The sequence below is a fragment of the Rhizobium sp. SVR5-2C genome, from assembly GCF_056755115.1.
The window spans coordinates 1-231 of record NZ_JBNDHT010000654.1; the positions used below are offsets into that span (position 1 = coordinate 1).

Genomic DNA, 231 nt, shown 5'->3' on the forward strand with positions numbered 1-231 from the left:
AGCTCGCGGTTGAGGTCGTCGAGCGCGATCCGGCCCGGACCGCAGGCGATGATCACTAGGAAGCAGGTCGCCCATGTTCCGTGCGTCGGCCAGGCGTCGGGGTAGACGAATATTTCGATGACCAGCGTCATGCCGAGCAGTGCCAGTGCCGACAGCCGGCTGGCCAGGCCGATCACCAGCAAAAAGGGAAAGAAATGCTCGCTGAAGGCGGCGATGTGGGCGGCAATCCAG

At 63.6% G+C, this 231-nt stretch carries 1 protein-coding gene; it reads right to left on the minus strand.

What is annotated here, in order from left to right:
- Positions 1-231: DoxX family protein (locus tag ACPYOI_RS37265; protein WP_481424330.1), on the minus strand; the 231-nt coding region annotated here is incomplete at both ends.